This is a genomic window from Aquimarina gracilis (genome assembly GCF_035285365.1).
In the GTDB taxonomy this organism is placed as follows: domain Bacteria; phylum Bacteroidota; class Bacteroidia; order Flavobacteriales; family Flavobacteriaceae; genus Aquimarina; species Aquimarina gracilis.
In genome coordinates this window covers 254,321-267,290 of record NZ_JAYKLX010000004.1, presented here as the reverse complement: position 1 = coordinate 267,290, position 12,970 = coordinate 254,321, and the positions used below count along the sequence as shown (strand labels likewise).

Here is a 12,970-nt window from a genome sequence, read left to right as displayed (position 1 = left end):
AACATCATTCAGTATTCCTAAAGCGAGGTTTTATCTTAATTAATAGAATGTATCCTATTATCAACCCAATAATCGAGAATACTACATCATATGGATCAAACACATTATTACCTCCTAAATTATGAATCCTAAATTCTTGTAAAAGGACATATACTGCAGATAGTAGGGTTGCTATTATATAAATATAGTTTTCTGATATAGATATTTTTGAAGAGCCCAACTTATGATGTATGACCAAACTTATCATGGTTACTGTCATAACACCTATAATCCCTTCGCAAAAGTTGGGGAATGATAATACAAAGATGTTAGCAAATTCGGGATAATCATTTTTTAAAACATATGGTCTAACGGCTTTAAAAAAAATGAAAGGGACCAGTGTAATTAATTGTACTCTTGCCAATTTAATTAAATCCCTCATACTACTTTTGTTCTTCTTTTAAAACAGTTTGGTACTGCTCTCCTAGTTACTTTAAGATCACCTCTTTTGAAGTTAAATCAAAAATGGGTGGTGTTTTAACATCCAGCATGCCCAAATACATATACAATTGCCCTTTATGATGTGGTTCATTCCTAATTATATATGTAAAGATATGTTTTCTCTAATTTCTAGTGACAATACAAAAAGAGGCTGGGATGAATCCAGCCTCTAGCAATAAATATAAGATTATTTGTTTAATTTAAGGTAGCTATAGGAGCGGTATATCCACCTTTACTTACCGATCCATCTGTTCCTGTACTGTTACCTCTTAACAATAATATTCCCGCTACATGCGGTGATGCCATAGAAGTACCAGAAATCCTATTAAATTGGCCATTTAACCAAGTGGACCATACTGCGGTACCCGGAGCCCAACGATCTACACTTCTTCCAAAGTTTGAACCGCTTGCAGGAGCATCGCCACGTACCATATTACCAACACACCAAGAGTTACCTGTACGTAATCTTTGGGGTGAATAAAATTGTGTGTCGTCATTACTATTCCCCGCTGCCATAGCGCCAATTGCTCTACTTTCCAGGTTTCTAAATGCATCATCAATGGCCTGAGAAGTAAATCGGTTACGGAATCCTACACTATAGTTCCAGGTATCTCCGTTTCCTGCATTACTTGCTACATAGTCTACACCAGAAAGAATACCTGACGTAGCACCACTTCCTTGAGCATTTAATACCCTAACAGAAATTACGGTCGCCCCATAAGCCACGCCAATAACTCCCGAGCCATTATTTCTTGCAGCAACGGTTCCTGCTACGTGAGTTCCATGTCCGTTTTGATCTTGCCAGGATCCGCCTACAAAGCTTCTGCTTCGATTACTATCTATACTTAGATCACTATGTGGCGCTATACCACTATCAATAATCCAGCAGGTTCTACCGCTACCGTTAGCTCTTCCTACTCGTTCTATACCCCAAGGTAAAAATTCTCCATTAGGAAGCTGAGAGTCCTTGGTAGCGTCTTTATTTTGTACCGTCGCAGGAAGCGCACTTACCGGTTTACCCATCTCTATATCCAACTTGTGGATATAGTTTGGTTCTATAAATGCTACTTCGGGATCGTTTCCAAGCAGTTCTGCTTGTTTTTCAGTCAGGTTCGAAACTGCAAAACCTTGAATAGCATTACTATAAATTTGTTTTATATTACTTTTTGCGATTGAATATTTTGATAATGTTTGTTGGGATTTCGCCTGCATTTTGGCACTTTCCCCGGACATAGATCTATTTTCGTTATAAATTACTATATACTCTCCAGGTATAGCCTGATCTGCACCTATATTTCCTGAAGCCTCTATTTCAAGTCCGGTTTCTACATCTGTGAATTCATCAGTATCTTTTTCACAACTATAAAAGAGAAAAGAAAAGACTGTGATTGTACTTAAAATCCTAAGTTGAGTTTTCATTGTTTTTGATTTTTGTGTTAAACAATTAATTTAAGTTGGAATTACTATTATTGAGATCTCATAAAACTAATTCCTCAAAAGTATAGATTAATTCTAACAAAGAAATACGGTAAAAACATAGTTTACAGAGGGTTACACTTATATTACTCACCCCTAAACTAGATAAAACACGCTCTGATATTCAATAATGCAATGGTGTTGCATTATTGAATATCAGAGCGTTAAACAAATAATGAAGGTATTAGGGTACGGGGAAATTATAGTTGATTAATCAAAATTAAAGATTAACTTTTTATTAACTGTTAATTAACTTAAATCAAGTTTGAATTTTAGAGAGCCTATGAGAAAATCTTTAATTTTTATTCTACAAAATCATTTTATCAGGCCTATTTTGCACTTATAAAAAAGGTAAAAGCTATGCAAACTATCTAACAAAAATATCATTTAGAGTGCATTTATGATACTGTATGATTTGGTTTAAGATTTTGCCCGTCTGTTGGCGTATTATAACTTCCCGTTAATTTTAGTACGATACGTTTGGAAACCTCTAGTTTTTTGTTTGATCATAAACCGCTTTCAAAATCTCCCAATCCTTTTTATACATTTTATGATATAAAAAATAGGCGGCCTTATCATTAAGCGTAGTCCATAGATTTTTTTTGTTAAATCTATTTGTTATAGTCCTGATCAACCATTGTTCTTCGAAGCCTGCCCACTCCCCGGCTACACTTAACAGGTTACGATACAACACCGGAAATACTTCATATCTATTGATGTATTTAATTTCGTTGAAATCGTATGGACTCTTCACAAACTTAGCCACCATATAGCTATACGTAGAATCCTGGAGTTCATTATCCAGGTACAACTCAGATAATGCCTTCCATACTGGTTTTCTCTCAGAAATATTAATGTTCGATTTCATGAAATAAATTAAAACCTTTGTTATATAATTAGAAATAGCCTTAAATCATTTACTATTTGAAGCTACTTCTTCTGAAGTTAACCCAAAAATAGGTGGTGTCTTAACATCCAGCATCCCTAAATACATATACAATTGCCCTCGATGATGTACCTCGTGCTCTACCATAGCGCGTAACCATTTCCAAATCGTAATTTCTATTCCGGCCGGTGTATTGCACTTTTTTTGAAGGTCCTTTGTAGAAAGCCGAGCGAATATCTGCATAGATTCTTCATGCATTCGATTGTAATAAGCCTTTACTTCTTCAAATCCTTTTGCAAATTCGATTCCGCAACCCTTGTATTTACTTGGTTTAAACTGAACAGTCTCTGCATACATATATCGCTCTATATTTGCCAAATGCCTTATGATATCACCAATAGTGAACTTTCCTTGAAGATAGGTCCATTCTAGTTTATCGGGCGGAATGTAATCAAAAAGCCTTTGGGTTCTATTCTTAATTTTAGAATAGTACCCAAGAAAGCTTTCTATGTTATTAATTTGCATAGTAAAGAATTATAAAGCTTCATCCATTATCTTCTCTACTACTTCGGGGTTGAGAAGTGTACTTGTATCTCCTAAATTGCTCGTATCTTTTGAAGCAATTTTACGTAAAATTCTTCGCATGATCTTACCGCTACGAGTTTTAGGCAACCCTGGTACAAATTGAATCTTATCCAGTTTGGCAATTGGCCCTATACGTTCTGTGATTTGTTGATTTACTTCTTTACTTAAGTTATTTCGATCACGATACTCTCCGGTCTCTTTCAAAATAACATAACCATAGAGTGCATTTCCTTTAATATCATGCGGAAAACCTACTATAGCAGATTCTGCAACGGCCGGGTGCTCATTAATAGCATCTTCGATGGGTGCTGTACCCAGGTTATGGCCAGAAACGATGATCACATCATCTACTCTACCTGTAATTCGATAATACCCTACCTCATCACGCAAAGCACCATCGCCGGTAAAATATTTATTTTCGAAGGCCGAGAAATATGTGTCTTTGTAACGTTGATGATTTCCCCAAATGGTCCTCGCCATTGATGGCCAGGGGAATTTCACACATAATCGTCCATCGACCTGATTCCCCTTAATTTCTAAACCATTTTCATCCATTAAAGCGGGTTGTATTCCTGGCATTGGCAAAGTGGCATAGGTTGGTTTGGTTGGTGTAGAATATGGTATAGGCGAGATCATGACTCCTCCTGTTTCGGTTTGCCACCAGGTATCTACAATAGGCGATTTTTTACGTCCAACATGATCGTTATACCAGTGCCAGGCTTCTTCATTAATAGGTTCTCCTACAGTTCCTAATACCTTAAGGCTTGATAAATCGTGGTTGGTAACATAATCCAGGTTTTCTTTGGCCAAAGCTCTAATGGCTGTAGGTGCCGTATAAAATTGTGTTACCTTATGTTTCTGTACGATATCCCAGAAACGTCCAAAATCTGGGTATGAAGGTACTCCCTCGAACATTACGGTGGTTGCTCCATTGGCCAGCGGGCCATAAACAATATATGAATGTCCGGTAATCCATCCAATATCGGCCGTGCACCAATAAATATCATCCTCGCGGTATTGAAAAACGTTTTTAAACGTATAAGCCGTATATACCATATATCCCGCTGTAGTATGAAGCATTCCTTTTGGCATTCCGGTAGAACCCGATGTATATAAGATGAATAGAGGATCCTCGGCATCCATTACTTCGGGCACGCAATCTTTATAAGCTTCATCGAGTAAAGGTTGTAACCAATGATCTCTACCACTTTTCATATTAATATCCGATCCAATGCGCTTTGCAACCAATACTGTTTTCACTCCGTTACAGTCTTCCAACGCTTCATCTACAATACCTTTGAGATCTATCGTTTTTGCGCCACGATAAGATCCATCTGATGTGATTACCATTTTGGCATCACAGTCATTGATTCGTGTCGAAAGTGCCGTTGCAGAAAAACCTGCAAAAACGACCGAGTGTATCGCCCCTATTCGTGCACAAGCCAATACCGAAATTGCCAATTCGGGAATCATTGGCAGGTATATGCATACTCTATCTCCTTTTTTGATTCCTTGTTCCTTCAATACATTGGCAAATTTACACACACGTTCATGCAATTGTTTATAGGTTATATGCTGCGCATCTTCAGCAGGGTCATTGGGTTCAAAAAGAATTGCAGTTTTATGTCCTCGATTACGCAAATGGCGATCGATGCAGTTTTCGGTAATGTTTAATTGTGCCCCTTCAAACCATTTAATTTCTGGTTTGGTAAAATCCCAGCTCAATACATTATCCCACTTTTTGCGCCACATGAAGTGTTCTTCGGCTACTTCTGCCCAAAAGGTCTCTGGGTCCCGAACCGATTTTCGATATACTTGATAATATTCTTCAAGATGTTTTATGTGATAGTTGCTCATTTTTGTTGGTTTTAATTTATTTTTATTCTGTATTCAAATTATCTATATTCTATTTCTTTTTAAAAAGACCAAACCAATTGGGGTTTAGAAATTTTAATTTGATCAATACCCATAAAATCACCACAAAACAAAATCCAATAACAATAGAGTTTATAGGACTTATATGGGTCTGATTCTCTAGCGTAAACCTAAGGTATAAAGAGATTATCGCATACACACTTATAAAGATGTCTGATGCCAAGGGTTTTAATCGTAGTTTCATTTTTATATACTTAAATTAAACATGGGTTGTTTGCGCACAACTTCAAAAAAGTTAATTCAACAATTCGTTTATTTCTGCCACCAATTTCTTTACCGAAAAAGGTTTGGTCAAATACTTATCGGCACCCATTTGTAAGCCTTTTTCTATATCTGCTGCTTTATTCTTTGCAGAAAGAAATACAACTTTGGTGTCTTTGAGATCTTTATTGTTTTTTATTTGCCTCAGCGTTTCATATCCATCCACATTGGGCATCATAATATCCAGCAGCACCACATCGGGTATCATATCTTTTGCAATTTGTAATGCTTCTCCTCCATCGCGAGCTATAAATACTTCGTAATTCTTTTTCTTGAAAGTATATTCCAAGGACATTACAATATTTGGCTCATCATCTACAATTAATATCTTCTTCATATAATAATTTCTTTGTTCATTGGTATTTGAGGCTATTTATTTTGGTATTGTAAAGAGGAAACGTGCTCCTTTATTGTATTTTTTATCGACCCATATTTTACCATTATGGCTCTCTATGATTTTTTTACTAATGGCCAATCCCAAACCGCTGCCTACCGGTTTTTTTACATTTTGATGTTTTGATTGGTAAAATTTATCAAAAATATAGTTAATATCTTCCTTAGGTATTCCTTTTCCATTATCCTCTACGGCTATTTCTATTTTATTCTTTTTTTGATGAGCAAGAACCTTAATTTTTCCCTTTTCGGGCTCAGAAAACTTAAGTGCATTGGACAATAAATTGGTTAATACCTGAAGCATGCGATCTTCATCATAACTAGCAATCAAATCTTTACCATTTTTATGAATAATTTCAACCTTTTTATTGCTTGCAATTTGCGACACCCCGTTAATAGCTTTATCAATGGTTTTATCGATTTGATTTGTTTGAATTTCTAATTGATCCCGACCATTGGAAAGCTTCTCGAGATCGAGAATATTGTGAATTAATCTTGCCAAGCGATCAGAATCTGTTACAATATTTTCTAAGAATTTATTTTGCAATTCTTGAGGCATTTCGTCTCCGTCGGTTAATACTTCTGATGCCGCCTTTATTGATGTAATGGGCGTCTTTAATTCATGAGCTATCGTGTCCAAAAACTCATCTTTTATGCGATCTTGTTCCAAGAGTTCTGTGTTGGCCATTTTCAACTGTTCGGTAAGTTTCGTGAGTTCGTCTGATTTTTCCTTTAAAGCTTTATTGATGGCTATAGTCTCTTTGGATTCTTCCAGTATTTTTAATACTTCAAGAAGGCTTACGGGTTCTTCTTTGGCAACACTACCTATCAAAATTCTGGCAGATGCACTACCAATGCTTCCCGTAAGAAGCTTTTCAGAAAAATTAATCAACCTTGCATCGGCCATTTCTTCTTCTTTAGAAATCCCGTATTTTACATTAAACAGGTGCAATGCTCTTTCTGTGCGCTCTTCTCCTAGAAACCGGTTTAACATATTTCTTATATCAGAAACATAAGCTTCTCCCTTCCAAACAAATGCTCCATCTTGTAAATTGGTATAATTACTACTGTTTACAAACATTTCGGCATAATTGCGCTCTCTATAATTTCCTTTTGAAAGTAATGAAATTGTGAGAAAGCTAAACGTATTTAAAAACATGCTCCAGAAAAAAGAATGTGCCTCGGGACCAAGAAAATCTATTCCTAACAGTGCATACGGTTTTAATAGCTCTATACCCAATGGGCCTTTTTCTACAAACAAGTTATTTCCTGTAAGTACATTAACAATAAAAGGAAGAATTAAGGTATATCCCACAGTTAAAACACCGATAACCATCCCTATTTTTGCTGCTTTGGCAGAACCCCGATTCCAGAATAACCCTATAAAAAACGAAGGAGCCAGTTGTGCAATAATAGCAAAAGAGATAAGCCCAATTGAAAACAATGACAATTCATAAGAGAAATTAATGTAAAAGAAGTAAGCAATGATAATTAATGAAAATATCGAAATCCGTCTAATACTCTTGATATAACTAGCATTCTTTTCTGGGTTTCCCTGTATGAACTTATCTAAAAATCCATAAGGAATAATCAGATTATTGCTCACCATTGTTGATAGTGCTAATGTAGAAACCACAACCATTGAGATGACCGCAGAAAACCCTCCTAAAAACACCAGCATTGCCAGTACTATGTTATTATTCTGCAACGGTAAAAGAAGGGTATAATAATCTTGATTTACGTTACCGGTAATGGTAAGGTTTCCTCCCCATGCAATAAAAATAACGAATATATTGAACAGAAGTAAGTACAACGGAAACATCCATATTGCTTTTTTTAAATACCGTTCTCTATCATTTTCTACAATAGCAACATGAAACTGTCTTGGTAATAAAAAAATCGCAAAGAACGAAAGCATGATGGTAAACATCCAATTAAAACCAGATTCGAGTCCATTGAATGAGGTTATTTTTTCAAAGTTTTCTAATTGTGATGCTTGTTGGTAGATATCTGATGTTCCGTCAAACAAATAAAATGTAACATATACACCGGCGACCAGGAAAAAAACGAGTTTCAAGATTGATTCTACAGCTACAGTCGTCATTATACCTTTTCTACGCTGAGATGCATCGGTCGCCTGGGTCCCAAAAAAAGCTACAAAAATGGCTAACATTACAGCAATGTAAAACGTAGAATCGTCTAATACTGTGGTAGAAATATAACTAGTTTCGTCTGTAATGATTTCAAAGGTCTCAGAAATTGCTTTCAACTGTAAAGAAATATAAGGTACAATAGCAAATACACAAATTACAGTCACCAAAGCACCAAGAAAGCGATTGTTACCATAGCGTAAGGATATAAAATCTGCGATACTCGAAATTTTATGTTGTTTGGATATACGTATTATTTTACGCATTACAAGTATCCATAATGGCAATGAAATTACGGGTCCCAGATAAATTGTCAAAAAACTAATTCCAGATTGTGAAGCAATACCTACACTTCCATAATAAGTCCAGGCAGAACAATAAACCGCCAAAGACAGCACATAAATATATGGGTTATTTACCCATTTGCTTTTTGAGTTTTTTTCTGCCCAGAAGGCAATTAAAAATAAAAAAACCAAATAGACAATAATGATTGATATCAATAGATAATTATTCATAATGCCTATATAAAATGAAGAATGAAATGATAATAGCCAATATCCAAATTAGAAAAATAAAGAAATAGATCATCGGAAATCCAAAAATTTCGCCGGACTGATCAAAAATCAATACCAACGGTACATTCCATAGTAAAAACAACACTACAGAAATTAGAATAAGCTTTTGTTGATGTCTTTTCTTCATTGTACCTTATTACCTTATAAATTTAGGAAAAAAACGGTGCTATACCGATCGTATAACACCGTATTCTTCTAAATTAAAAATTAATGTGAAGCTGCTTCTCCTGCTCCACTTGGGATCCTTATGTTTTCTACAATATCCTGAACTTCTTCTGGCGGTTCTGAAGTCATTCTAGATATCACCACCGATACGACTACATTTACAATCATAGCAATAGTTCCGAAACCTTCGGGTGATGTACCAAACCACCATTCTTCTTTGGGCCTTGGTTCCATAACTCCGATTAATCCGGTTTTATAAACGATCATATAAATTAACATCAATGTAATTCCAACGATCATTCCAGAGACGGCACCCTGTCTATTCATTCGTTTATCAAAAATACCAAGGATAATAGCCGGAAAGAAGGATGCTGCAGCCAACCCAAAGGCCAATGCAACTACAGCAGCTACAAAACCTGGCGGATAGATGCCAAACAATCCTGCTACGATAATAGCAAACAAGATGCTGATGCGTGCTGCCCATAACTCTCCTTTTTCTGAGATATTAGGCTTGATTTGTTTTTTGATCAAATCATGAGAAATTGATGTAGAGATCACTAACAATAAACCTGCTGCTGTAGATAAAGCAGCTGCAAGACCTCCCGCTGCCACAAGTGCCACTACCCAGTTAGGTAATTTGGCGATTTCTGGATTGGCGAGTACCATTATATCTCTGTCTACATACAATTCGTTGGCAGTACCATTGGCATTAGAGACTAACCTTTCTCCAAACTGTCCCCGCTCTCCTGTATATTTTGGTTTTCCATCTGTAGCAGCGCCATTTACATATTGGATTTTACCATCTCCATTTTTATCAGACCAGGCAATCAAACCCGTATTTTCCCAATTCTTGAACCACTCTGGAACTTGTTCATATTCATTATTACTCACAGTTTCAATCAAATTGGTTCGCGCAAAAACTGCAATAGCCGGAGCTGTTGTATATAATATAGCAATAAATAATAAGGCCAATCCTGCAGATTTACGCGCATCTTTTACTTTGGGAACTGTAAAGAAACGTACAATTACGTGTGGTAAACCTGCGGTACCCACCATAAGAGCCAAAGTGATTGCAAAAACGTCCCAGGTGGATTTTGAACCATTGGTATATTCATTAAATCCTAATTGTGTGTGAAGTGTATCTAATTTTTCTAAAAGATAGGTTCCATCTTCAACGGTTCCTCCCATTCCTATTTGCGGAATGATGTTTCCGGTCATCTGCATTGAGATAAAAAAAGCAGGAACCATAAATGCAAATATCAATACACAATATTGTGCTACCTGCGTATATGTAATTCCTTTCATTCCTCCTAAAAAGGCAAACACCAATACGACAGCCATCCCAATGATAACACCAAGGTTGATGTCTACTTGAAGGAACTGTGAAAATACAATCCCTACCCCTCGCATTTGACCTGCAACATAGGTAAAGGATACAATCAAAGCACATATCACAGCTACCGTTCTCGCCGTATTTGAATAGTATCGATCTCCAATAAAATCGGGAACCGTGAACTTACCAAACTTTCTAAGGTATGGTGCCAATAAGAGGGCCAGTAGCACATATCCGCCTGTCCAACCCATCAAAAACACCGAACCGTCATATCCCATAAAAGAAATCAAACCTGCCATTGAGATAAAGGAAGCGGCACTCATCCAATCTGCCGCAGTAGCCATACCATTTGCCAAAGGAGAAACTCCTCCTCCGGCAACATAAAATTCTTTTGTAGAACCTGCCCTAGCCCATATGGCTATCCCAAAATAAAGGGTAAAAGTAATCCCTACTAAAATCCATGTCCATACTTGAACGCTCATAATATTGTATTTTTTTGGTTAGTACTAAGATTACTCATCGTAACCATATTTTTTATCTAGTTTATTCATCAATCGTACGTACACAAAAATGAGTATAACGAAAGTGTAAATAGAACCTTGCTGCGCAAACCAGAACCCCAGTTTGAAGCCACCAAGTCTAATATTGTTTAATGCATCTTTGAAAAGTATTCCTGCACAGTAGGAAACCAAAAACCAAATTGTCAATAAAATGACCAAATATCTAAGGTTTTCTTTCCAATACGCGACTGCTTTTTGTTTATCTGTCATAAGTTTAAATTTTATAAATAAATCATTGCCTGAAGTGTAACAAAGCTTTGTGCATCGTTATCCCCATATTTTGTATTAAGATACTCTAAAGTAATCTTTGAGTGATGACCACTAAAATAGGCATTAGCTCCAACCCCAAACGTCGTAGCATTATCATCAATGGCATCTATAGATCTGGTATTGAAAGAAGCATACGGTTGAAACTTGGTTTTCTTATTATCGTTAGGTATTACATATCCCACATGACCATAAACCATAGAACCGGTTTCATAAGTCTGTCCCAAAGTAAAGTTTTCTCCATAATCATTGTTTTGATAGGTTGCATAGGCCGTTATTGCCGACCCATTTTCTCCTATGGGAGCGTCATAAAATGCATCAACCGCAAAAATAGCTACATCTTGTCCTTCTAATGTAAGGTCATTGTTTACTATTACACTACCATCAGGATGATAAAAGAATCCTGCTCCGACGTTGAATACTTTTTTACCTCCTAGATAAGAACCTACTTTGTATGGTAAAAAATTTGATTCTTGATCAAGGAAATTATAGTCAAAATACCCTGCAAAGTTTTTTCCTGCATCTTTAGAACCAAGAAGATCTCTCCCGGCATAGTAGGTATCTCCGGCTACAAAGGTGTCTGGATCTCCCAAATCAATGGCAGAATCCAAAGTATTTCTTCCAGATTCATTAACCGAGATACGATACTGTAATTTTCCAAAAGATCCTTTTAGATACACTCCTATATGTCGAGCAAACTGATCTGAAAGTCCTATGGTTGCCCAAGACTGACGATTGTTATCAAGAGTCATAATATTAAGAGTACTTTGATTATTCAGTCTAGAGATACCGTTCCAATAGTGTAATCCCCCACCAATAGCATGTTTCTCGCCAAGGTTATATTGCATCCAAAAATCATGAAAAAATAATTGTGATCTTTCTCCTGTTCCAACCGGACTTTGATTATCTCCATTTAGGCTATTTAAACCAAAATGTGTAAGTATTAAAAAATCCTTATTGATTTGCGAATAGGTTAGTATACGTGCTCTACGAATACTAAAATTAGTATTACTAACATCATCGGGAGCATCGTCTTGATATTGAGCCCAAAATTGCCCCCAGGAAATTATTCTAAAATATTTGGATCCATCTTCGTTAAGTTTCACTTTGATTCCTCCGTTATAATCTGGAGACCCCTGTGAATACATAAACTGGAAGGTAAAAAAACTAACACCTAACAGTATTAATAGTCGTTTTCTCATAGAGTTTAAAAGATTAGATTAGTACTTAAATTTGATTTTGTGCGCAGTACTAATCTCCAAAAAAGTATGAGTTAACAAAAAATTAATATAGTTATCTGTTAATTACATATAGCTAATCCCTAAAACGTTCCCATTTTATAAGCATAAACTTATCTCCAAGCTCTGTCACCACTACCCCTGCTCCAGATAAATTATTAACATTTTGAAAGTAAGATGATAACTCTGAAGCGTTCAGTATTTTGTATGTTGGATGATAATTAGAATTATACGGCCGTTTAATGTTGTATTTTTTAACCCAATTCATAATGCTTACATGAGAAATCCCAAGAATGCGTTCAATTTCTCGATAGGTTAACCCTTCTAAATATAGTTGCAATGCTTTATTTACATAATAATCATCAATCTTCTTCCCTATCTTATTTACTGAAAAAAAATAATTACATGATTTACATTTAAAACGTTGTCTATTGTTAACAACACCACTTTTTATATATTCCCCAGAACCACAATTTGGACATGTTTCAATTCTCATATATATTTATTTAGCATAAATATATCAATTTAGCGTTAAAATCATCAAACATTAATGTGTTTTTATTAAAAAACCGCAGTAATATTCTTAAAAAACAACTCTTTTATTACTACAAGTCCATACTAAAACAAAAGTAAAAACGTTTAATTTCCATCAATTTTTGATTTAAT

General features: G+C 35.8%; 12 protein-coding genes. All 12 read right to left on the bottom strand.

Annotated elements, in window-relative coordinates; translation table 11 throughout:
* Nucleotides 1-4: 4 nt before the first annotated feature.
* Nucleotides 5-421: a hypothetical protein gene (locus U6A24_RS09725; RefSeq protein WP_324179772.1), complete on the bottom strand. Its 417-nt coding sequence runs from the start codon at nt 419-421 to the stop codon at nt 5-7.
* Between the two features lie 254 nt (nt 422-675).
* Nucleotides 676-1,899 (bottom strand): S8 family serine peptidase, encoded by a 1,224-nt coding sequence (locus U6A24_RS09720; RefSeq protein WP_324179771.1) that lies wholly within the window; start codon nt 1,897-1,899, stop codon nt 676-678.
* 547 nt (nt 1,900-2,446) lie between these two features.
* Complete coding sequence (locus tag U6A24_RS09715; RefSeq protein ID WP_324179770.1) at nt 2,447-2,824, bottom strand: DUF7079 family protein; 378 nt, start codon at nt 2,822-2,824, stop codon at nt 2,447-2,449.
* A 45-nt stretch (nt 2,825-2,869) separates the two neighbouring features.
* A complete protein-coding gene (locus U6A24_RS09710; protein WP_324179769.1) occupies nt 2,870-3,367 on the bottom strand; it encodes a DinB family protein in 498 nt (165 codons plus the stop codon).
* Nucleotides 3,368-3,376: 9 nt separating this feature from the next.
* A complete protein-coding gene (acs, locus tag U6A24_RS09705) occupies nt 3,377-5,284 on the bottom strand; it encodes an acetate--CoA ligase (RefSeq protein ID WP_324179768.1) in 1,908 nt (635 codons plus the stop codon).
* Nucleotides 5,285-5,597: 313 nt separating this feature from the next.
* Entirely contained in the window at nt 5,598-5,960 is a 363-nt protein-coding gene (locus U6A24_RS09700; protein ID WP_324179767.1) for a response regulator transcription factor, read from the bottom strand.
* A 36-nt stretch (nt 5,961-5,996) separates the two neighbouring features.
* Nucleotides 5,997-8,681: an ATP-binding protein gene (locus tag U6A24_RS09695; RefSeq protein ID WP_324179766.1), complete on the bottom strand. Its 2,685-nt coding sequence runs from the start codon at nt 8,679-8,681 to the stop codon at nt 5,997-5,999.
* Complete coding sequence (locus tag U6A24_RS09690) at nt 8,674-8,868, bottom strand: hypothetical protein (protein ID WP_324179765.1); 195 nt, start codon at nt 8,866-8,868, stop codon at nt 8,674-8,676. Before U6A24_RS09690 ends, U6A24_RS09695 begins: the two co-directional genes overlap by 8 nt.
* A gap of 80 nt (nt 8,869-8,948) precedes the next feature.
* Complete coding sequence (locus U6A24_RS09685) at nt 8,949-10,721, bottom strand: sodium:solute symporter family protein (protein WP_324179764.1); 1,773 nt, start codon at nt 10,719-10,721, stop codon at nt 8,949-8,951.
* 30 nt (nt 10,722-10,751) lie between these two features.
* On the bottom strand, nt 10,752-11,009 hold the full coding sequence (locus tag U6A24_RS09680; RefSeq protein WP_324179763.1) for a DUF4212 domain-containing protein: 258 nt from the start codon (nt 11,007-11,009) through the stop codon (nt 10,752-10,754).
* Nucleotides 11,010-11,020: 11 nt separating this feature from the next.
* Complete coding sequence (locus tag U6A24_RS09675; protein WP_324179762.1) at nt 11,021-12,268, bottom strand: hypothetical protein; 1,248 nt, start codon at nt 12,266-12,268, stop codon at nt 11,021-11,023.
* A gap of 112 nt (nt 12,269-12,380) precedes the next feature.
* On the bottom strand, nt 12,381-12,800 hold the full coding sequence (locus U6A24_RS09670) for a transposase-like zinc-binding domain-containing protein (protein ID WP_324179761.1): 420 nt from the start codon (nt 12,798-12,800) through the stop codon (nt 12,381-12,383).
* Nucleotides 12,801-12,970 lie beyond the last annotated feature (170 nt).